The 19,873-nt window shown below is 42.9% G+C and carries 17 protein-coding genes; 10 read left to right on the top strand and 7 right to left on the bottom strand.

Translation table 11 applies throughout. The features are described from left to right. Positions 1-280 precede the first annotated feature (280 nt). From M5F03_RS09900 to M5F03_RS09870, 7 genes are all read left to right on the top strand, one after another. A complete protein-coding gene (locus M5F03_RS09900; RefSeq protein ID WP_249708205.1) occupies positions 281-1,237 on the top strand; it encodes an MlaA family lipoprotein in 957 nt (318 codons plus the stop codon). A 98-nt stretch (positions 1,238-1,335) separates the two neighbouring features. Further along, entirely contained in the window at positions 1,336-2,304 is a 969-nt protein-coding gene (gene gigA / locus M5F03_RS09895; RefSeq protein WP_078192616.1) for an RsbU family protein phosphatase GigA, read from the top strand. 112 nt (positions 2,305-2,416) lie between these two features. After that, entirely contained in the window at positions 2,417-2,935 is a 519-nt protein-coding gene (gigB, locus tag M5F03_RS09890; RefSeq protein WP_078189558.1) for an anti-anti-sigma factor GigB, read from the top strand. Between the two features lie 30 nt (positions 2,936-2,965). Further along, positions 2,966-3,790, top strand: coding sequence for a carbon-nitrogen hydrolase family protein (locus tag M5F03_RS09885; RefSeq protein ID WP_249708203.1), 825 nt, complete (start codon positions 2,966-2,968; stop codon positions 3,788-3,790). A gap of 95 nt (positions 3,791-3,885) precedes the next feature. Next, positions 3,886-4,311 carry an organic hydroperoxide resistance protein gene (locus tag M5F03_RS09880; RefSeq protein WP_111884709.1) on the top strand — a complete coding sequence of 142 codons (426 nt, stop codon included), beginning with the start codon at positions 3,886-3,888 and terminating at the stop codon, positions 4,309-4,311. Positions 4,312-4,512: 201 nt separating this feature from the next. Continuing rightward, on the top strand, positions 4,513-4,905 hold the full coding sequence (locus M5F03_RS09875) for a DUF4951 domain-containing protein (RefSeq protein ID WP_180034859.1): 393 nt from the start codon (positions 4,513-4,515) through the stop codon (positions 4,903-4,905). Positions 4,906-4,989: 84 nt separating this feature from the next. Beyond that, on the top strand, positions 4,990-5,340 hold the full coding sequence (locus M5F03_RS09870; RefSeq protein ID WP_249708202.1) for a hypothetical protein: 351 nt from the start codon (positions 4,990-4,992) through the stop codon (positions 5,338-5,340). Positions 5,341-5,396: 56 nt separating this feature from the next. Here M5F03_RS09870 and gspE read toward each other — a convergent pair whose 3' ends face one another. Beyond that, entirely contained in the window at positions 5,397-6,884 is a 1,488-nt protein-coding gene (gene gspE / locus M5F03_RS09865) for a type II secretion system ATPase GspE (RefSeq protein ID WP_233944530.1), read from the bottom strand. Positions 6,885-6,984: 100 nt separating this feature from the next. Here gspE and M5F03_RS09860 point away from each other — a divergent pair, with 100 nt between their 5' ends. Beyond that, positions 6,985-7,806, top strand: coding sequence for a DUF432 domain-containing protein (locus M5F03_RS09860; protein ID WP_111884712.1), 822 nt, complete (start codon positions 6,985-6,987; stop codon positions 7,804-7,806). Between the two features lie 9 nt (positions 7,807-7,815). After that, positions 7,816-8,739 carry a mechanosensitive ion channel family protein gene (locus M5F03_RS09855; protein WP_180024385.1) on the top strand — a complete coding sequence of 308 codons (924 nt, stop codon included), beginning with the start codon at positions 7,816-7,818 and terminating at the stop codon, positions 8,737-8,739. A gap of 121 nt (positions 8,740-8,860) precedes the next feature. Here the strand turns inward: M5F03_RS09855 and M5F03_RS09850 are convergent, their stop codons facing one another. Further along, positions 8,861-11,647, bottom strand: a complete 2,787-nt coding sequence (locus M5F03_RS09850; RefSeq protein WP_249708220.1) for a DUF2339 domain-containing protein — start codon at positions 11,645-11,647, stop codon at positions 8,861-8,863. A gap of 163 nt (positions 11,648-11,810) precedes the next feature. Here M5F03_RS09850 and polA point away from each other — a divergent pair, with 163 nt between their 5' ends. Then, positions 11,811-14,576, top strand: a complete 2,766-nt coding sequence (gene polA, locus M5F03_RS09845) for a DNA polymerase I (RefSeq protein WP_249708201.1) — start codon at positions 11,811-11,813, stop codon at positions 14,574-14,576. Positions 14,577-14,737: 161 nt separating this feature from the next. Here the strand turns inward: polA and M5F03_RS09840 are convergent, their stop codons facing one another. From M5F03_RS09840 to ppx, 5 genes are read right to left on the bottom strand one after another with little or no spacing between them, the layout of a single operon-like run. Beyond that, positions 14,738-15,301, bottom strand: coding sequence for a YggT family protein (locus tag M5F03_RS09840; protein ID WP_180007241.1), 564 nt, complete (start codon positions 15,299-15,301; stop codon positions 14,738-14,740). A 27-nt stretch (positions 15,302-15,328) separates the two neighbouring features. Further along, on the bottom strand, positions 15,329-16,159 hold the full coding sequence (gene proC, locus M5F03_RS09835; RefSeq protein WP_078189568.1) for a pyrroline-5-carboxylate reductase: 831 nt from the start codon (positions 16,157-16,159) through the stop codon (positions 15,329-15,331). Further along, positions 16,156-17,532: a tRNA lysidine(34) synthetase TilS gene (tilS, locus tag M5F03_RS09830; protein ID WP_249708200.1), complete on the bottom strand. Its 1,377-nt coding sequence runs from the start codon at positions 17,530-17,532 to the stop codon at positions 16,156-16,158. The genes proC and tilS overlap by 4 nt, the downstream gene beginning before the upstream one ends. Continuing rightward, complete coding sequence (locus M5F03_RS09825; RefSeq protein WP_078189570.1) at positions 17,469-18,293, bottom strand: acetyl-CoA carboxylase carboxyltransferase subunit alpha; 825 nt, start codon at positions 18,291-18,293, stop codon at positions 17,469-17,471. The genes tilS and M5F03_RS09825 overlap by 64 nt, the downstream gene beginning before the upstream one ends. A 33-nt stretch (positions 18,294-18,326) precedes the next feature. After that, entirely contained in the window at positions 18,327-19,847 is a 1,521-nt protein-coding gene (gene ppx, locus M5F03_RS09820; protein ID WP_180183428.1) for an exopolyphosphatase, read from the bottom strand. Positions 19,848-19,873 lie beyond the last annotated feature (26 nt).

Raw genomic sequence — 19,873 nt, 5'->3', positions numbered from 1 at the left:
ATCAAATAAAACCAAACTTAATCAATTCAACCAAGTCATTGTTTTATCAGAAGTTTTAATCTTCATCACCGCCGATGGATGTGCATTCTACAGCATTTCTGATCCAACGCAACACCTTTTTTTAAATAATTATTTTGAGCGCACAATTTTCACTCAAATTACATTTTTTCATTCATATTTTGATCAAATTTGGTTTAATAGTAATAAATCAAGATTATTTGAACGTTTTTACTTATTATACGGCAAACATTTTGCCGCGCTAAAAGCGTCAGGACTATATATGCGCCAAACTTCTTTTTTATATGCAGGATTATTGTCACTTGTCGTAACAACACCTGTATTTGCAAATGACGAGGCTTCAGCACCTGTTGCTCAAGACTCAGAAGCTGCCAATAAATCAAAAACACAACAACTTGCGCATGCTGCGATGGTCAAGTCATCTGAAGTTGCAAAAAAATTATCTGTAAATGCCAATGCAGCACAATCAGAAGAAGATAAAGACCCTTTCCAACCGATCAACCGGAAAGTTTACGCATTTAATGATTATTTAGACGTCCATATTGCCCGCCCTGTTGCTGTGCAATATGTAGCAAAAACCCCTAAGGATATACGTGAATCGTATCGTTTATTCCGTAAAAATTTGGGCGAACCGTGGAATGCGTTTAACCAACTCATCCAAGGACGACCGACACGTGCCGCAAAAAGTCTGGGGCGTTTTACTGTTAATACACTGACAACTTTAGGCTTTGCTGACCCTGCAAGCCGTCTAGGTCTAGAAACCGAAGATGAAAACTTTGGCGCGACTTTAGGTTATTACGGTATTCCTTCTGGTCCTTATATTGTTTTACCAGTGCTTGGTCCAAGCACATTGCGTCAAACTGTGGGGCTTGCTGTAGATAGTCAAGGACGTCCACAGAAATATATGCTTGATGGTCATGATGTGGCGTATTGGTCTGAGCAAACTTTACGTGGAATCGATACTCGCGCTCAATTACTGGATATCGAAGGTGTATTGCAAGGCGATAAATACGCTCAAATTCGTGATATTTATTTGCAACGCCTGAACTATTCTATTGCTGAGAAAAAAGGTATCGCTGAAGAAAACCTATTTATTGATGAAGAAGATGACGATATTGATGAATCTGAAGATAATTCAGTAGACGTTTCATCTGATGATTCTACCGATTTCATTGATGACAGCAGTTCAGATGATACCGACACGGTAACAACTGAATAAATAAAATTTTTCAATTGGCTGGTGTGGTTTTTCCCTCCAGCCATCATTAGCTTGCTATAGTACACTTATTGTCTATCGAAGGATTCATCTAATTCTTTATGTATTTCATTCAACCTACTCGTGATATTCCATATTTAGATCAGGTACTTGATGCGCTTCCTAGCGTACAAATGATTAACATTGAAGATCTAGACTTGTATGATCCAACGATCATTGCAATTGCTGATGTTGCCGACTTTTTAAATCACCAATGGACACTTCCTACTATTGTGCTTGCTTTTGAGCATGAAGGTGCTGCATTGGCTCAAGCTTGGCAACAAGGCGCTTTAGCAGGATGGGTTTGGGATCATATCCCAACTAACCTTCAGGTGGCACTCACTAAAATTGATGCGCAATACAAACGCAATCAAGATAGCCGTGATCTCCCTTCTGCTGCAGATTTGCAAAAACGTTTACTGCCCAACCCGATTGAACTCCACAACTATAAAATTGAAACATTCTTCCAGCCTTCAGCCTATTTATCCGGTGATTGGTACGATTACTGGAAAATCAGCGATAAAGAAATCATGTTTTATCTCGCAGATGTATCTGGTCATGGGGTAACGAGTAGTTTACTAACCTCATGGATGGCTGCTTTCCACGGTCGTTCAAAAACCCCGAGAGAACTCATCAAAAAACTCAATGGCATGTTGGTTCAAGAAAATATTGAAAAGCACATTACCATGATTGCGGGAATACTTAATCTCGATACGCATGTCTTGAAATGGTCTAGTGCAGGCCATTATCCGCCGGCCATTTTATTTGAACCCGGTCTTCCCGCACGAATTTTAAATACCAGTAGCTTTCCACTTGGCTTAACTGAAGACCTCGAAGTTGAAGAGTTTGAATTTACCTTAAATCGTTATTCGCGCTTTGTAATTTGCTCGGATGGCGCACTAGAACCTTTTGACGGTGGATTGAATGAACAGCTAGGTCAATTGGTTTATCACTTGCAAAATCAATCATTTCAAGCACCAGACCATGTTGCCGACGATATTGCCATCCTAAGTTTACGTCGAATCAATTAATCACGAAATCAACTACTTAAACCGAATACGACTTTCTGATCATACTCGGCTACTTGAGTAAGCTGTGCCCCTATGGGATAATTTACTATCCTTCTCTGCAAATGGCATTTATATGTCAACAGGTCATGTTGAATATGCAAGCTTGAACGGAACGCATATTTTTAAGCTTATTGGCGAAGTGCGTGCCCAATCTTGTATTAGTCTAGACAAGTTATTAAACAAAATTGAACAGCAACAAAATGTCGTCGGTGCAATCGTTGATTTAACCCAAACGACATTTATCGATAGTACTGTTCTTGGCATTTTGGCGAAACTGGGTTTGAAGCTCAAACAAGTTCACCATATCCAAGCGGTAATGTTGTCTACAAACTCTGATATCACAACGCTTGCCAATAGCATGGGTTTAGGTCAGGTGTTTGTTATTTTGAATTATTGTGGTGATCCAAGTGTATGCACTCGCGCACTTATGGAAGAACACATTACCCATAGCAATATGCTGAATACGGTTTTAGATGCACACAAAACGCTGATGAAACTAAATGATAGCAACCAAAATATGTTTGAGCCTTTGGTCAAACAACTGCAAAAAGAGCAGGACAATCTAGAGCAACCCAAGCAGCAAAATGTCTAATTTAGGTTAATCACAGCAGAGCCTCTTCGCATGACTTTACTTTCCGTTGCACAAATGAATTCTCAAAATGACATTGAAGATAACTTCAAAGTGATCGAGTCATTGATGCAACAAAGTCAGGCTCAAGGTGCGAGTCTCATTGTATTTCCCGAAAATTTTGTCTGTTTTGCCGCAGGTAAACAACGCGAAACCGCGGCGCAATTTGAAAGTATTCAGCAGCGACTAGAACAACTCGCACATCGTTATCAACTTTGGATTGTTGCGGGCACACTCCCATGCCCTTATCGTCCAGATGGTTCAATCATTCAAGATGGTCGTGTCCGAACTGTCAGTCTGTGTATCAGCCCTGAACGTACCGAAGCACGTTATGACAAAATTCATTTATTTGATGTGCAAGTTGGTGACGCTGTCGGTGGCTATCAAGAATCAAAATTCTTTGAACCTGGTACTGAAACCGTAATTGCAACAACACCTTTTGGCAATATTGGCATGATGGTGTGCTACGACTTGCGTTTTCCTGAACTGGCTTTGAAACTTCGTAGCCAAGGTGCAAACATTTTAACGGCGCCTGCGGCTTTTACTTATACCACGGGTGAAATGCACTGGCAGTTGTTACTGCAAGCTCGTGCCATGGATAGTCAATGTGCTGTATTAGGTGCCGCACAACAAGGTTGGCATGGTGAAAAACGTCAAACTTGGGGGCATGCTGGAGCAAGCAACAGCCGTGGTCAAATTTTAGCAATCACCGCAGAAGAAGGCGCTCAACTACTCACAGTTCCTTTTGACTTAGACGAGCAGCAACAGATTCGCGCATCAATGCCACTGATGCAGCACCGTGTTTTGGTTCAATATTGATTTTCACTCTGTATAAAATTACAAAAAAACTGAATATTATTTAAACAAAATCCCCCACGATATGATTTTGAACCATCATCTGAGGGATTAGAAAAATGACTTTAGAAAAAGCAGTTTATACAGCCCATGCAAAAGCCACTGGTGGTCGTGATGGTCGTGCAACGACATCCGATGGTCATTTAGATGTTCAATTGGCTGTGCCGAAAATTATGGGGGGTACAGGTAATGGTACGAATCCTGAACAACTCTTCGCCGCTGGTTATTCAGCCTGTTTTTTAGGTGCAATGAAATTTGTGTCTAACCGAGATAAAATTTCGATTACCCCTGCTGCCTACGTCGAGGGTGATGTTGGTATCGGCCCTATTCCAACAGGATTTGGTATCGAAGTGACGCTTAATATTCATCTTGAGGGTATGGATGCAAGCGAGGCACAGAAATTGGTCGATGCCGCGCATATTGTGTGCCCCTATTCAAATGCGACCCGAAACAATATTAATGTCACTTTAAATGTTTTGACTTAAACCCATTTGTACCTATCTAAACAAAGCACTGTTTTAATTCTTATAAAATAGTGCTTTGAGTTTTTTGACCACTACACATCTACAGCTGAGCTCAAAATAAAATCTTATCCATTTCCAATACATTTAAATATTCATATTCAGCTACCAAAACCTTGCTAAAATATATAACGATTCTTATTTACATTCATTTGTTGATCTATGATGCTTAAACCTCTCCTTATCAGTACATTGCTAATCAGCGCATCTACACTAAGTTTTGCCGAATTAACGCTGTCTGAAAAAGTCCGCCCTCAAATTAAATCCTTGGTCAATCCAGATATTCAACGTCTTGCGCTACCGCCAACACCGAACAACATGTCTTTACCTGCCTATGGTCAAGGCATCATTGGTTGGGGTACAGGCCCAGAAGGTGCAGCAGCGCGCTTAGCCAATATCAGTAAAGCCGACGTTGAAAAGCTTAAAACTCAAGATGTCACTTTAGAGATGGTTCAAACTTGGCAAAAGTTTTATGAAAATGAAACGCAGCGCAATGCAGGTAACCCAACCGCGCCCATTCGTGCTGAATTGATGAAGAAAGTTGTCAGTTTGTGGTAAGTGAAAGACCGTACAGCCCATATTTTTTGGGCTGTTTTTGTTCAAATTAAAATAAAAAATTAAAATCATTTTCAGGACTTTACAATGAAAACATACTTTTCGCTGCTTTTTCTAAGCTTGGCCTTAGCAGCATGTAGCCAAACACCTGCGCCTGATTTTTCAGGGGAATGGAAACAAACACCTGACACGGAGAGCCTTCGCAAACTTTCAATCAGCAAACAAGGCGATGACTATCAAATTAAAGACGAATTTTGGCTCGATAAAAATAATACTGAGCGCATTTCTAGTGCTTCATCCAGTATGGCCGAAGTGAATCATGATGTTTTGAAATATAAAGAGAGCAATAGCATTGAAATGAAACTCAGTGATGCAACTCACCTCACTCTGACAGATAAAGCATACGATGCTGTTATTCATTTTGAAAAGATTAACTAAAGCAAAGCCCCGAGTCCTTGCACAGGCTTCGGGGCTTTTTTTATAATTCACACCGACTATTCAGCCGCTTCATTGGTTACACGTAAAACCTCTTCTATCGTGGTTTTACCTGCCAAAACTTTACGCAATCCATCATCACGTATTGAACCCGCATTTGCACGTACATGATTTTCCAACTCAAACTCAGCAGCATTACCATGAATGAGGCGACGTGTTTGCTCATCAATCGGGACGATTTCATAAATTGCGGTACGCCCTGTAAATCCAGTATGCGAGCATTGTTCACATCCTTTAGGTTGTGGCAATTTTAATTCGGTCGAGGCATCGAGATGCTTAAATAAGTCTTTTTCAAAATCATCGGCATCATGCCAAGTCGCACAGTGACGGCACAAGGTTCGAACCAAACGCTGTGCCACCACACCGATCAATGAGCTTGAAAGTAGAAAGGGTTCAATCCCCATGTCTTTAAGACGGGTCACTGCACCGATTGCTGTATTGGTATGCAGCGTTGAAAGTACTAAATGGCCTGTTAATGATGCCTGTACTGCAATTTCAGCAGTTTCTAAATCACGAATCTCACCGACCATCACCACATCTGGGTCTTGGCGAAGCATGGCTTTTAATGCACGAGCAAAGGTCATATCCACTTTGGTATTGACCTGCGTCTGCCCGATCCCTTCAAGTTGATACTCAATTGGATCTTCCGCAGTCAAAATATTTTTTGAACCATCATTTAGATCAGACAATGCCGCATACAAGGTTGTGGTTTTACCCGAACCCGTCGGCCCCGTAACTAAAATAATGCCATGCGGACGATGTACCAGTTGTTTCAATCGATCATAGTCATGCTGCATCAAGCCCAAATGGGTCATGTTTAAACGCCCAGCTTGTTTATCGAGTAAACGCATCACCACACGTTCACCATAGGAAGATGGTAAGGTTGATACACGAACATCGACTTCACGGCCCGCCAAACGCAGAGAAATACGACCATCTTGTGGAATTCGCTTTTCCGCAATATCGAGTTTGGCCATGACTTTGATCCGTGACACCAACAATGGCGCAAGTTCACGACGAGGCTGGACAATTTCACGTAATTGACCATCAACACGTAAGCGGACAGACAGCTTTTTTTCAAAAGATTCGATATGAATATCTGAAGCTCCAACACGAATTGCTTCCGACAATAAAGCATTGATTAAGCGTACAATCGGCGCATCATCTTCCTGATCCATCAAATCTTCAGCTTCTGGCACAGAGTCCGCAAGGCTAAGTAAATCAGGATGATCTTCCAGACCCGCTGCCACTTGTTGAGACTCACCGGTGTCTCCGGCAAAGCTTGCACTGAGTAATTGATTAAACTCTTGCTCACTACATAATTGATATTGTGCAGGATGCCCTAAATAGCGACGTGCTTCTTGCAAAGCCAGTAGTGGCGTGCTGTCACGACGCACAATAAAAGCTTGATCACCCTCATATCGAAGCAATACGCCATGACGTTTGGCAAAACTATATGGTATTTGTAATTGTTTAAGTACTTGCATCACGCATTATAATGATGAAAAAAGTTGTTTTGAGTGTACTCTAAGCATCTGACAGCGTGAAGTCTGTTTTTAGGATTTATCGGGACAAGGGATATACGCATTGCCATTAGAAAATGATTTGACTGAAAAGGAATCCCCAAAACGTAAATGGTGGGGGGAATATCAATTTGAACTGAATCACCCGCGCAGTTGGCAGTTTGGGTCTTTATTGTTCCGTGTAACGCGCGGCATGCAAGAGTGGCGTATGGAATACCATCGCCCGACCTTTCAGTTTGACTATGAGCAGCAATGGCATCCGATACAAGACCCTGAATTTGGTTTTCCACAGCCCATTAAAATGGAACGCTATATGTTCCGCCAAACACATGACAAAATTCAAATCATGCCACGTTTGGCAGATCGGTCTGTGGTGATTAAACCGGTCGATCCGATTTATATTCCAGCCGGACAGCGCGGAACGCTATATATCAGCACACCGCTTTGGATTGCTGGTTTTGTCGAAGGTCTTAGAGAACCCTTGTTTGATATACCTGTTATTCTACCAAAAGATACCTGGTTTGGTCCGAATCATCGAATGGGTGAAATTTGCTATGCCACAGCAGTTGATGGTCGTACAGAACTTAAACAACTCAAACCTCGTGCTTTTCGTGCTGTAACCCCTATTGAGTTTCATAACGTGAGTAATCAACAGATTCGTTTTGACCGTATGAATGTCCCTGTACCGGCTTTGCCATTATTTTATAGTGAAAGTACGGGACGTTTATGGACTTCACAAATTCGGGTCGTGCATGAAGGTCATGACAAACCGCCGCGGGTCAAAATTGAAAACCGTACACCACCACAAGCGGGTGACGTTGTTTATCTACATCCGCCACGCGAGTCAGCCAATGTGCTGTTCAATATGTTTGATTCATTTTTCTAAGGGCGAGCCATGGCAGATTTAAATATTTCGACAGAAATCACCAGCAGCCTAAAAGGAATGGTCGCCAATCTCAATACCGATCGGCTGACAGAATTATTGGTGGCTGTTTTATTGGCAGTCATCGGCTTTCTGATTGCCCGTTTTATCTCGAATACCTTTATTCGTACTGTGGGTATGCGTTTCAATGCTCATCAACAGTTGGTTTGGCGTCGCGGGATTTTCTATTTCATCTTTTTAATCTTTGTGATGGCAAGTTTAAAAGAAGCCGGCTTTAAACTCAGCGTCTTCTTGGGTGCAGCAGGTATTTTAACGGTCGCACTGGGTTTTGCCTCGCAAACGTCCGCATCCAACCTGATCAGCGGGATGTTCTTGATCGGTGAAGGGTCTTTTGAGGTTGGTGATACCATTCAATTGACACTGATTCGTGGGCATACCATTGAAGGTGAAGTAATCTCGATTGATTTACTGTCGGTCAAATTACTCACGCAAGACAATGTCTATGTCCGTTTGCCGAATGAACAACTGATTCGGGCACCTGTACATAACTTGTCTAAGTTTCCAATACGGCGCATTCCAATTACCCTTGCGATTAACTTTCATGAAGACATCATCAAAGTCCGCGAAGTTTTATTAGATGCCGTCAGTAAATATCCATTGGTCTTGGCCGATCCTAAACCTGCCGTGACCGTCACTGCCTTTCGAGAGTCATCCATTGAATTGCTTTTTGCCATTTGGTGTCAAAGAGAGAATTTCCTAAAAGTCCGCGATGAGATGCAAGAACGGATTCGCAATGCCTTTGTAGAAAATAAAATTGAAATTCCTGTACCGAAAATGGGTTTTGTTGACCACCCGCTTTCTACGCAAGCAAGCGATGCCGACGTCGATCAATATGCCAATGCACAAGAGATTCAACGAGAGCCTCAACTCAAATAATAGTTTATAGACTTGATATGAAAAGCCCTGCATATCTTCAAATGTGCAGGGCTTTTTATCATCTACTATTTATAGCCATCAACCTATACGGCTTAGTGATCTCGTACCTTTAAGAATTTCATCATGGTTCAATCTTGTCATTCGGCATAGGGGCAATATAGGCAATCAAAAGCATGGCAAAACCTGCGGCCATAAATGAAATCACTCGCATGAGAGTGCCGACATGAGATAAATCCAGCAAGACCAATTTCAAAGTGACCAAGACCAAAATACTGCCACCGAGTAGCCAAACTGAACGTAATTGGCGCTGAGTGGCAAAGCGCATACTCACCAAAGCCAATAACACCCACAGCACAGTAAAACTCAGTTGAACGGTCGCATCGCTCCAAATGTCTAAACTGTTATAAGGCGTATCCAGATACCTATGTAAGGCACGAAGCACGACATAGCTACTTAACCAAAGTAGCCCAAGGACACTCAACACGGCAGCCAAGCTACGATCTAAACCAGCTTTTAACTGTTGATTCAACATCCATAAAAAAGCCGCTAACAACAGCAAACTCACTGCATCAAAAGGATTCAGTATCGGCAAGATATATCCCACAAAGGCCTGCTGACTAAATAATTGCGAACTGATGATCCAACTTAAAGCCAAAAATAAACTGCTACGCGCTTGCCAAAACATTTTCCAGACCGGTTGCTGCGCTTGCCAATAACACCATGCACAAAAGAGTAGGGGCAAAATTACCACACTGATATACGGCATACTGGGTATCAGCGTCAGACTGGTCCACGCCAAGCTACTCAAAATTCCGAGACTGACCCATTCTTTTTTTTCACGCACACCGAGTAATGGTCGTAGCCAAAGCAGCGTCAAGCTCAGCCCAGCGAATGCAAAATACATCTGCTCCATCGTTGAATGCCAAAGTAACTGACCGTTCTCACTCACTGAAATAACTTGGTACAGCCCCATCACATAAACAGGCACTAGACCGGTCCACTTAATGATGGACCAACTCCACGAAGCTTTTCGTTTTAACAAGCCTTCATTCACCAACAGATAGGCCACACTGACAATCAATAAACTCAAGGCCAATTGATGACTACTCTGCAGCCAATCTAAGAGCAACATGGTGAACATAGTAGTTGCTGAGAGCATTTGCACACATTGAAAGGCAATACTCGAACTTGAAAGCTGTTTATGAAATGCAGGAACCGCGTGCGTCACGATAATGGCCGCCAAATAGCTCAAACACACGCCCCAATACATCTGTGCAGGGAAATGTGGCAGTTGAACCAAATAATACAGACTTGAACAACCCGCCATCACCAAGAGCGCCATGCCTAAATAACGGCTGATATTGGACTGCTTGTATAGGGCATATATAAATATCAACGCACCTTCAACTGCCCAACCAACCACACTCCACTGCTCTTTCAATACTATCGGTGGAATCAATGCCAAGAAAATTAAGGTCAAACTCAAATAACTTTGTGCAATCAGTGGAATCACAGCACTGCGTTTACTGATGCTATACAGTACGGCAAAAAGCGCTGCGAATAGCAAGCTATACCCCGCCTGCCATACCGTTTCCTCAAAATACATCAAATACAATGCCAGATAAGCAAACACTGGTGCAGCAAATATCAGTGCAATATCCAAGGCAGGTTTAAGCTGAAAATGCGCAAGATCTTGTTTCGCCAATAACTGGCTAAAACGAAAACCGAGCCAAATAAAACTCGCAGCGTGAGCTAAAACCAACACGCTCATCATCTGACGTTCGGTGGTGTATCCGTGGTAAAAAGCATATCCACCACCCATAATCACCGTCATCAAAAATGCGATTTGATTCAGATATTTCCACGGTCTTAAAGTACTCATGACTGCAACAGCCAGATTAATTACAAGATAATAGGCAATAAATTCCGTTGCAGTTGCATCACGAACAGGCAAGGTAAATGGCGCAAGATAGGCGATCAGCATTGCCATGATTGCCAGTTCTACCGACTGCTGTTTCAGACTGAGCCAAATCGTCAATGCCATAAGTGCAGCATATAGTAGACAAGCTATGCCAAAGCCCGGAATGACGGCATTGTAATAGGCAAAAAATAAAGTCAAAAACAGCGCTGCAAGACCTAGACCTTCTAGCGCTAAGGCAAAACTGCGGTTTTTGGTTTGCAGCAAAAAACCCAGTCCCACAATACCAGCACTGATCAAGCTTACGATCAGCAGTTTCATGGCCAAGCTTAGTTGCCAATGCTCTGTGGCAAATCTGAGTAATAGCACCACGCCAATCACCAAGACCAATACCGCCACTTTTAACACGGGATTGCCTTGGAAAAGCCATTGCTGAATTTGACTAGATAGATTTGGCGCAGACTTGGATGGTGTATTAGAAGGCATTGAATTGAATGATGCCTGATGTCTAGCTGTACCAACTGCCGTCGCGGGATGTACAGATGGTGTATTGTCAGAATCAAAATTTTCAGGACGGTCTATTGTCGACGCTGATATTGAAGTAGCCGTTTGGCTGGATTGCGAATGAAGCACCTGTCCTTGCAATAGATGCAGCTGACGTTCTAATCGTTTCAGCCAACGCAGAAAAAAATAGACCCACAGGCTAATCCCGATTGCAACCAAATAACCCAATTCTGTTAACAGTCCAACGACCGTTAATAACGATGCAATATATAACGGAACCTTTGATGTCACTTGAAATGGTTGTTTTGATGAACTCAGTGCATCAGCGCCGTGCTGTAAATCATCGACATAATTCATCACACTGAGCATAAAACCAATGCCGCTGATATAACTCAGGATACGGACATCTAAGTACCATGCCCCGATCCCCACCATGATCAGCGTCATCAACCAAATCATCTTGATTTCATTATTCTGTTTCAGCATACCTGCTTCGTCATTTTCCTGAATGTTTTGATGATACATGAGCCTGACCGATGGATTAAAACTATTCATCAGTGATTAGGTAAGTTACATATACAATCTAGACTCTGCGTGCGGGCAAAAAATCACGTACAATAAAACCGTTTTTAGGATTAGGAAATTATCAATGCCACCATTTGTCTTGGTCGATGGCTCATACTTTTTATTTCGTGCTTACCATGCACTGCCACCATTAACCACTTCAACCGGTTTGCATACCAATGCAATCCGAGGTGCCATTTCTGCCATCCAAAAATTAATGCGTCGTATCCAACCGACGCACATGGCCGTTATTTTCGATACACCTGAACCAACCTTCCGTCATGAATTGTCCCCGATCTATAAAGGTGACCGTCCTGCGATGCCGGAAGAATTATCACAACAAATTCCATATCTTCATGCGTTAATTCGTGCTCTAGGGATTCCACTACATATGTTGCCAGGCGCTGAAGCCGATGACATTATCGGAACTTTAGCCAAACGCGCTGAAGCAGCCGGTCATCAAGTTTTGATCTCCACTGGTGACAAGGACATGGCACAGCTCGTTACTGAGCGTGTCACTTTAGAAGATAGCTTCAAAGACAAACCGATGGACGTTCAAGGCGTTTTTGAAAAATTTGGGGTGTGGCCGAATCAAATCATTGACTACCTCACGCTGATGGGCGATGCCTCTGACGGCATCCGTGGTGTACCCGGTGTTGGCGCAAAAACAGCAGCGAAACTTTTAACCGAGTACGGATCGATTGGCGGCATTTTAGAAAATGTCGACAGCATTAAAGGTAAAGTCGGTCAAAACATTAAAGACAATGTCGAAGGGATTGCTCTTGATCACCAACTGGCGAGTATTGTTTGTGACCTCGACATGGGCCTTAAATACGAAGATCTGAAACTTGCCGATCCAAATATTCCAGCACTTCGTGATTTATATACGGAACTAGAATTTCGTAACCAACTGCAGTCTTTAGATCATCCGAACAACCCCAATGGTGCAACCTACAAACAAGTAGCCAAAGCCATTAACACCACGGCGACTGTAGCCAATGCACCTGAAGTGGAAGATCAAGCGGACAAAACCAGTGTTGATGACTTACTTGGTGAAGCACGTTATCACACGGTATTGACTCAAGAAGATTGGGATTTGTTATTTAAACGTCTAAGTACTGAAAAGCGTTTTGCCTTTGATACTGAAACCACTAGCCTCGACTACCGCGTGGCACAGATTGTGGGTTTCTCGGTGGCTTTAGATGCACATGATGCCTATTACGTGCCGCTTGCGCATGATTATGAAGGTGCGCCGCAACAACTTGATCGTGACACGATCCTGAATCAACTCAAACCTTTACTTGAAGATAATGACGTACAAAAAATTGGTCATCATCTCAAATATGACGCACATGTCTTAGAAAATCATGGCATTCATTTGGCAGGTTGGTATTTCGATACCATGTTGGCCTCTTATGTCCTTAACTCTGTGGCTACACGTCATGGGATGGATGACGTCGCACGTTTGTATTTAAGTCATCTCACTACGACGTTCGAACAAGTGGCGGGCAAAGGTGCAAAACAAAAGACCTTTAACCAAATTGAGCTTGAAACTGCAGCCCATTATGCGGCAGAAGATGCCCATGTGACCTATCGTCTGTATGAAGTACTCGATAAGAAGTTACAAACTCACCCGGAGCTGATCAATATTTTGCACAATATTGAAATGCCGGTTGCCCGTGTTCTAACCTCTATGGAAGAAAACGGCATTGAGCTAGATATGAACTTCCTCGACCAACTTGGTGTGGAATTTGCCAATACCATTCTAAATTTAGAAACCGAAATTACCGATCTTGCGGGTCAAAGCTTCAATGTCAGCTCACCAAAACAAGTTGGTGAGATTCTGTTTGATAAATTAGGTTTAAAAGGCGGTAAGAAAACTTCTACAGGTCAGTACAGTACCAGTGAAAGTGTGTTAGAAAAAATCGACCATCCGATTACCGACTTAATTTTGGAATATCGTGGTCTATCTAAACTGAAAAGCACCTATACCGACGGTCTATTAAAGCAAGTGAATAATGACACACATCGTGTGCATACCAGTTACCACCAAGCTTTAACGGCTACAGGTCGTTTGTCATCTACCGATCCAAACTTACAGAATATTCCTGTTCGTGAAGATATTGGACGTCAAATCCGTAAAGCCTTTATTGCACCTGAAGGTCGCATTTTATTGGCAGCCGATTATTCGCAAATCGAATTACGTTTAATGGCGCATTTCTCGCAAGATCATGCATTGGTCGATGCCTTCAATCATGGGCAAGATGTACATAAACGTACTGCGGCAGAAGTTTTGGGAATTCCACTCGACGAAGTGACTAGCAACCAACGTCGTCAAGCCAAAGCGGTGAACTTCGGTCTGCTCTATGGTATGTCTGAATTTGGTTTGACTCGTCAGCTAGGTTTCACTCGTGAAGAGTCACGTAACTATATTGGTAAATACTTCCAACGCTACCCTGGTGTTTTGGAATATATGGAGCGTACTCGCCAAGTCGCACGTGAACAAGGTTTTGTGGAAACTATTTTAGGTCGTCGTCTGTATACACCGGACATTATGGCGAGCAACAAAATGGTGAAACAAGGCGCTGAACGTGCAGCGATTAATGCGCCGCTACAAGGTTCTGCGGCGGATATCATTAAACTGGCCATGATTGCAGTCGATAAAATCTTACCGAAAGATCAAGCCAAAATGTTACTGCAAGTACACGATGAATTGGTGTTTGAAGTTGATGCTGCAATTGCCGATGAACTGTCTGCCCAACTGACTGAAGTGATGCAATCTGTGTTGAAAATTTCCGTTCCACTGATTGTTGAAGTCGGTCAAGGTAATAACTGGGACGAAGCACACTAATTCATTCACGTTCATTCACGCCTTTCTCCCTCTAGGAGGAAGGTTGGATGGAGGTGAGATGTTTATTAGTTAGTATAAATATCTTGTTTTACACCTCATATTAAATCCACAAAAAAAGGACGCCTCGGCGTCCTTTTTAATTTAACTCGTCTTAGCTCAGATTAAAGACCAGTCAATAATGCAATTGCGACTTGCTTCATAATGGTTTCCGCAACCAACAATGCCAAAATCGCAAAAATTGGTGACAAGTCAATCATCCCCATATTTGGAAGAATACGACGGAATGGCGCAAGTAGCGGTTCTGCCAACTCTTGAACCACTTCAATATAAGGCGAACGTGACTGACTAAACATCACCACCCAACTCAAAATAATCGATGCAATAATTAAGTAACGACAGAAACGGATTAAATCCTGAATCATGGTCACAAAGGTCATAATGATCAGATGGAATGGGCTATTCACTGCCACGCCAGACAAATACATCAAACCAAACATTTTTAACAAATACAGAATCACCACCAACACCAAAGCTGCAGTATTCACTCGACCTTTGGCCAAAGTTGGGAAAATTCGGCTAAAGATATCGACAATTTTTGTTGCTTTTGCTGTTGCCAAAACCACAGGGTTATATGGACTCACGGCAGCAAGCTGCATTAAAAAACGGAAAAATACGAGCAAAATTGCAACGTTAATAATGATTCCAAAAATTTGAGCAGAGCCCATACTTGAACTTTCCTAAATCAAATCGAATTATTTGGTGCTTTCGCTTAACTCTTGTGCCAACTCTTGGCTACGCTTTTGCGCTGCGGCTAAAGCGGCCTGAATATTTTGTGAAATTTGAGCACGATCAAATACTTCAATCGCAGCTTGTGTGGTACCGTTTGGAGAGGTTACATTTTTACGTAACTCCGCAGGACTGTTGGCACTGGTAATCGCCATTTGTGCAGCGCCCAATGCAGTTTGCAAGGTTAGTGCTGTAGCCACTTTTTCATCCAAACCCATGTTTTTACCTGCACGGATCATACTTTCCATCATATAGAAAAAGTATGCAGGACCTGAGCCAGAAACAGCTGTTACTGCGTCAATCTGCGCTTCTGAGTTTACCCAAAGTGTTAAACCCGTTGAAGCCAAAACTTGACTTGCAAGATCACGATCTTCAGCCGAAACCGCTTCACCTGCATACAAACCATGCGCACCGGTTTGAACTAAAGCAGGTGTGTTTGGCATGACACGAACAATACGCTCTGTACCTAATAGTTTTGAAATCGTTGCAATTTCCGCACCTGCAACAATTGAAATCACCAACTTCCCTTCTAGCAACCCTTGTAATGGTGCCAAAACTTTAGCCAACACCTGAGGTTTAACGGCAAAAAGAACAATATCCGCATCTCGAATTGCTACAACATTATCATCCGTCACATGCAAATCTTTTTCAGCCAAAAGCTCACGTACTTTTTCTACGGGATCTGAAACTGTAATACGTGTAGTCGGGACACCACGTGCAATTAGGCCACCAATTAAAGCCTGTGCCATGTTGCCGCCACCAATGAAACTGATATTACAATTTAGAATTGCGCTCATGATTGAAGATCCGATATTGCAGATTTAGCGTTAAGAGATAATGTCGGTTGCCAGCCAGCTTGAGTACAAAATTCAGACTGCGCCAACCAAAAGCCCTGAGGCGTAAAGACGCCTAGCATAACATTATCTCGGCTTAATATTTGAATAGTATGACGCTGCCATGGAAAAATTTGCGCCTGCTGAATGGCTTTTTTCAAAGGCCAACTTCCGACACGACCATATAAATGAATTTTTTCTCCGCCAAGGCGTGGGCGAATCTGCAGTTGCTGCCCCAATAATTCTGGTGATAAGCCAACCTCTGAGGGTTGAATCACAAAATGTCCTGCAGGCAACTTGAGGCACTGACCTGCAACACAAGTTACAACCTCAACCTCTTGAATGGGTTCAGTTGGCAGATATTCCGCTTTGGCAATCCGATGAAGTTGCTGTTGAAAGCGCAGATAATAAAATCCATTCCAGTGTAATGCCGCTTGCGAGTCTTCGCGTGAGCCAATCACTTCTGAAAATAAACGCTGTACCATTTCAAAACTTGGACGATATTGCCCCTCACCTTTCATCCAGTGCGATAACAACTGACGCTGACGTGCCAGACTGAGCTGTTGTAGAGCCACCAAAGATAACGCTTGCGATGAGCCGCAGACTGCTAAATCTTGTTGTAATACCTCGTTTAAAATTTCATCGGCATCTTGCATCAAGTAACTGGTTCGACTCAGAGCTTGCTGCATTTTAGGAAATCGATCGCTGAGTAACGGCCACAAAATCTCACGACTCCACGCGCGGTCATAATCGGTATCAAAATTGGTGAGATCTTGAATATTTTGCACATGCAGCTGTGCTGCCCATTGGCAAATTTGCTCACGTGAAAGATCCAATAGCGGACGCCATAATGTAAAATCTTCACGCGCATCGAATTTTTTCATGGCAGCAAGGCCATGGACACCAGCACCTGAAAGTAGCCGCAACATCAATGTCTCCGCCTGATCTTGCTGATGATGTGCGAGTACCAATATTTCATCTGCTTGTAAATGTTGGCGAAAGGCTTGATAGCGGGCCGAGCGTGCTTGATTTTCAAGGTTACCTTGCGCAACCTGAACTTTTTGTATGATGAATGGCAAATTCAGCGCTTTACATTGAGCACGTACAAATTCGCCCCAAGCATGACTACAATCTTGTAGTTGGTGATCAATATAAATTACCCGCATTTTTTCAGGGCACAAAAACGACATAAGATGCAGCAGCAACATGGAATCCATGCCACCACTACATCCTATTAAAAATCGGCTTTGTTCAGGCAGCGCCTGAATTTGACTTAAGCAGTCAGCCCTAAATTGTCGCTGCCAAACTTCATTAAACGCTGATAACGCGCTTCGCATCGTTCGTTTGCATCCATTGGTTGCAGTTCTTCTAGAGCTTGCTTCAAGACCACTTTCAAATCCTGCATGACTTTTTCAGGGTTTAAATGTGCGCCTTCCGCTTCGTCCACCACGTATTCTACAATGCCCATCTTCTGCAATTTATCTGCCGTCAATGCCAATGCTTCACTTGCTTGCTCTGCTTTTTCTGCAGTTTTCCACAAAATAGATGCACAGCCTTCCGGTGAAATCACTGAATAAATACTGTGAGATAACATAATCACACGGTCAGCTACGCCAATACCGAGCGCACCACCCGAACCACCTTCACCCAATACCGTTGCCACTACAGGCACTTTAAGTGAAGAAAGCTGAGCTAAGCTAGTTGCAATCGCTTCGGCCTGACCACGCTCTTCTGCACCCACACCTGGGTACGCACCCATGGTATCAATAAAGGTAAAGACTGGCAGATTAAAACGCTCGGCCATATCCAATAAACGCTGTGCTTTACGGTAACCTTCGGGGTTACTCATACCAAAATTATGCTGTAATTTTTCACGTGTACTACGACCACGGTGCTGACCTACGATCATCACAGGCTGACCATCTAAACGAGCCAAACCACCAATCATCGCTCCGTCATCACCAAATAGGCGGTCACCGTGCAAAGCATCGAACTCTGTAAAAATTTCGCCAACATAATCCAAAAACTGCGGACGTTCAGGATGACGTGCGATCTGAACCGTAGTCCAGGCTTTAGATTGAGCTGCTTTATTTTTCATAGGTCGATCATTATCCCTAACTTAACTGGTCTGTTAATTGATAAATTGTTCCGACTGGATATTCAGTTCAATATCCCAATGCTTAAATTGCACCTGCTCATCATGCAAGTCTGCAACCAACAAAGGCCACTGTTTGGCATCACCAGAAACACTAAGTTGCCATTGTTGCGCATTGTCCACGCTTAATTCAATGGCAGGAAGCATCTCATCGCTGCGACTATGATTTAATAAAACTGCTAAACGAAGCAATAGACATAAGTAAACAAGTTTGTTACCACCGACTTTCATCACATCAATGCGCGCGTCACTACGTAACTTACGACGATGATGCGCCACTAAATGCGACAAATGGTTTTGATCAATTTGTGAGAAACCCGGAATATCCGAATGTTGCAGTAAATAAGCACCATGACGATGGTAACCACTATGACTGATCGCTAAGCCAATTTCATGCAAATACGCTGCACGACGCAGTAAATCACTGTCATCACTGGTCAAATTCAGTGCGGTCGCCACACCATTAAACAGCTGTTGCGCAGTATTTACCACACGTTCAGCTTGTTTCATATCTGCGTTGTAGCGCCCCATCAACGCATGTACAGAACGGTCACGAACATCTTCATGTTGGAAACGTCCCAATAGGTCGTACATCACGCCTTCACGTAACGCGCCATCAGAATAAACCAATTTATCGATATTCAGCACATCAAAGACTGCATACAAAATGGCAATGCCGGCTGGCAAAACTGCTCGACGGTCTTCTTTTAGACCATCAAATTCCATTTCATTGACATGCTTATATTTAAGCAATTTATCTTTGAGTTTAAATAAACCGTCACGTGTCAGTTCTTCCTGATCGTTGCTCCAGCCCATATTGACACAAATCTGACGACACGCTTTGATCGTGCCACTTGAACCGACAACAGTATCCCAGCCTGCAGCTTTATAAGTGTTGGCAATGCCTGCGATTTCCTTGCGAGCAGCATTTACCGCTTTATCAAAATTTTTCAGGTTAATTTCACCATCAGCAAAAAACGCTTTGGTAAAAGCGACACAGCCCATTTGCACAGATTCTGTATGAATCGGTTCAAACTCTTCACCAATAATCAACTCTGTTGAACCCCCACCGATATCAATCACAAGGCGGCGACCACTATTTGCCATGGTATGTGAAACCCCCAAATAAATGAGACGGGCTTCTTCACGACCAGCAATGATTTCAATTGGTTTTGGTAAAATTTCAGCGGCTTTTTGAATAAATTCATGACCATTTTTTGCTTGACGCAAGGCATTAGTCGCCACAATACGTAAACGGTTAGCTTGTACAGGATTTAAACGCCCCACAAAACGTGCTAGGCAGGCTAATCCTCGTTGCTGTGCGGCTTCAGTCAAATTTTTATTTTCGTCTAGACCTGCGGCAAGCTGTACTTTTTCTGACATTGATGCAACTTTTTTCACTTCACCATGGTCTACGCGTGCGATAGCCAAGTGGAAGCTGTTCGATCCCATATCGATAGCAGCAAGTAATTCTTCATCAATCAAAAAATCAGACATTATTCAAAAAAACCTGTTCAGAATTG

Source organism: Acinetobacter amyesii (genome assembly GCF_023499985.1).
GTDB classification, from domain to species: Bacteria; Pseudomonadota; Gammaproteobacteria; order Pseudomonadales; family Moraxellaceae; genus Acinetobacter; species Acinetobacter amyesii.
The sequence above is the reverse complement of the archived record's forward strand: the minus strand, read 5'-3'. Positions and strand labels throughout refer to the sequence as shown.